Here is a 2,583-nt window from a genome sequence, read left to right on the forward strand (position 1 = left end):
GTCACCGTGCGTGGCCTGATCCTCGTGTCGTCGCTGAGTCCGCCGTTCATCGTGTCGATGTCCGTCGCGGCGGGCACCGGGGCACTGGCCGGGCTCGGCGGGTTCATCCTCGCCTCCGGGATCGCCTCACTCGTCGGGGGGCGGATCTTCGGCCGGCTCGCCGACCGGTCCAGTCGTCGGCTCATGGCGTGGGCGGCCGCCGCCGCCTCGATCGTGGCGCTGGGTTTCGTGGTGGCCGTCTCGCTCCCCGGCGTCGACGGCTCGTCCGCGCTGGGGACCGTGTTCTTCGTGGGCGGATACTTCCTGCTCACGCTGTTGCACTCCGGGGTCCGCGTGGGGCGCAAGACCTATGTCGTGGACGTGGCCGAGGGCGACCTGCGGACGACCTACGTCGCGGTCTCCAACTCGGCCATGGGGATCATCCTGCTCGTGGTGGGCGGCATCAGTTCGGTCATCGCGCTGGCGGGGGTCGAGTGGGCGCTGGTCTTCCTGGCGATCCTGGGGTTGATCGGTGCGGTGTCGGCGCTGAGAATGCCCGAGGCGTCGGCGGCCCGGTGATGCCGGGTGCGTGAGCGCCCCGGAGTGTGGAAGCCTCGGGACGGACGGCGGGTGAAGCCCGCCGGTCATGACGACGACGAGGAGACGCGCCGTGCCCGATGACAATGTCACCCTCACGGATTTCCGAGCAGGCCTGCTCGATGGCAGCGAGAAGGATCTGGCCGACTACGCCGGTCAGGTCGTCTTGGTGGTCAACACCGCCAGCAAATGCGGGTTCACCCCCCAGTACAAGGGGTTGCAGAAGCTGTACGAGGAGTACCGCGACCAGGGCTTCGTGGTGTTGGGCTTCCCGTGTGACCAGTTCGCGCACCAGGAGCCGGGCACCGACGAGGAGATCGGGTCGTTCTGTGAGCGCAACTTCGGGGTGGAGTTCCCGCTGTTCTCCAAGATCGAGGTCAACGGATCGGGCACCCACCCGCTGTACCGCTGGCTCAAGTCGCAGGAATCCGGTCTGCTGGGCGGTCGGATCTCGTGGAACTTCACCAAGTTCCTCATCGGGCGTGACGGCACCGTGGTGGGTCGGTTCGGCCCCAACCGTAAGCCTGAGGACCTGCGCAAGGCCGTCGAGGAGGCGTTGCGGGAGTCGTGAGGCCGTGCGGTGAGTGGGCCGATTCAAGTTGCTGCGGCTAAGGTTATTAAGTCATCACTGAGAACTCTGGAGCCGTATGTCTGTCGGAATGCCCCGATTCGCCGCCACCGCCACCGCCGGCGCGCTGGCCCTCGCCCTGACCCTCGGTTCGGTCGCCCCGGCCGGAGCGCAGCTCGGCAGCATCGACCCGACCACGTTGGGGCCGGACGATCTGGAGACCATCATCGAGGCCGTGGGTTCCGTCCCTCTGGGCTCGACCGCCGGTTCGCTCGGGTCGGTGGGCTCCGCGGACATCCCGCTCGGTGAGGGATCCTCTGCCCCCATCGGGACGCCCTCCCCGGTCGATCCGAGCATCACCGAGACCGAGTTCCGGGGAGTCGAGCGCACGCGGGGGGAGTATCAGTACTGGATCGTCGCCTCGGAATCGATGCAGCGCGAGATCACCGTCGAGGTGGTCCCGTCCCGGGGTGAGGGCGCCGCTCCGGTGCTCTACATGCTCGACGGCGTCGGCGCCCCGGTGAGCAGCACCGGGTGGAACCACCAGGGCCAGATCGCGGATCGGCTCGCGGACGAGGACGTGCACGTGGTCAATCCTGCCGGCGCGTTCGCCTCGTACTACACCGACTGGGAGCAGCCGGACCCGGTCCTGGGCAACAACAAGTGGGAGACCTTCCTCACCGAGGAGCTGCCGGGCGTCGTGGCCGAGCAGCTCGAGACGAGCGGCAGGAACGGGATCGGGGGGATCTCGATGGGCGGCCAGGCGGCCATGCACCTGGCCGCCACGCACCCCGGGCTCTACGACGCCGTGATGTCCTTCAGCGGCTACTACTCCACGATGGACGCGCTCGGTTACCAGACCGTCCGGCTCAGCGTGGAGACCCGCGGTGGCCAGGTGGACAACATGTGGGGTCCGCACCGAAGCGGGCGCTGGGCGGAGAACGACACCATCTCTCACCCGGAGGGACTGCGGGGCAAGGCCGTCTACTTCTCGTCCGGCAGTGGTGAGATCGGCCCGGAGGACCTGCAGGAGTACGGCGGCGGCGCGGACGTCCAGAACCTGCTCATCGGACTGGTCCTGGAGAAGGGCGTGCGCGAGGGCACCGAGGCCTTCGAGAGGGCGCTCGACCGCGCGAACGTCGACCACCGGGTGGACTACTCCGACACGGGGCTGCACAACTGGCCGAACTTCCTCAAGAACTTCGAGGCCGGCTGGGAGCACATCAAGCCCGCTCTCGAGGACTGACCCCCGCCCCAGCGCCCTCGCGATCGCCCCATGCTCGCCCCGGCGCCCTCGCGCTCGCTCCCGTCATCGATAAGACCGTTCCGCGCACCCCCTTCTCGGGCGATGTGTGCGGAACGCTCTTTTCGTTGGCCCGGGCCCGCTCGCTGTCGCGCCCCGGCCCCCGGGCCCGGGCCGGGCTCACGCGGGCAGCGGG

Annotated in this window: 2 protein-coding genes and 1 pseudogene; all 3 read left to right on the top strand. The window is 68.9% G+C overall.

Annotated elements, in window-relative coordinates; translation table 11 throughout:
* Positions 1 to 558, top strand: a pseudogene (locus G6022_RS07525) (MFS transporter); the annotation flags it as partial.
* Positions 559 to 649: 91 nt separating this feature from the next.
* Entirely contained in the window at positions 650 to 1,147 is a 498-nt protein-coding gene (locus G6022_RS07530; RefSeq protein WP_346034869.1) for a glutathione peroxidase, read from the top strand.
* A 76-nt stretch (positions 1,148 to 1,223) separates the two neighbouring features.
* Complete coding sequence (locus G6022_RS07535; RefSeq protein ID WP_182616642.1) at positions 1,224 to 2,390, top strand: alpha/beta hydrolase family protein; 1,167 nt, start codon at positions 1,224 to 1,226, stop codon at positions 2,388 to 2,390.
* Positions 2,391 to 2,583 lie beyond the last annotated feature (193 nt).

It is taken from the genome of Dietzia sp. Cai40 (assembly GCF_014145165.1).
GTDB lineage: Bacteria > Actinomycetota > Actinomycetes > Mycobacteriales > Mycobacteriaceae > Dietzia > Dietzia natronolimnaea.

Coding starts and splice junctions, on each gene's coding strand:
- G6022_RS07535 (WP_182616642.1), top strand. CDS start 1,224: ATGTCTGTCGGAATGCCCCGATTCGCCGCCACCGCCACCGCCGGCGCG.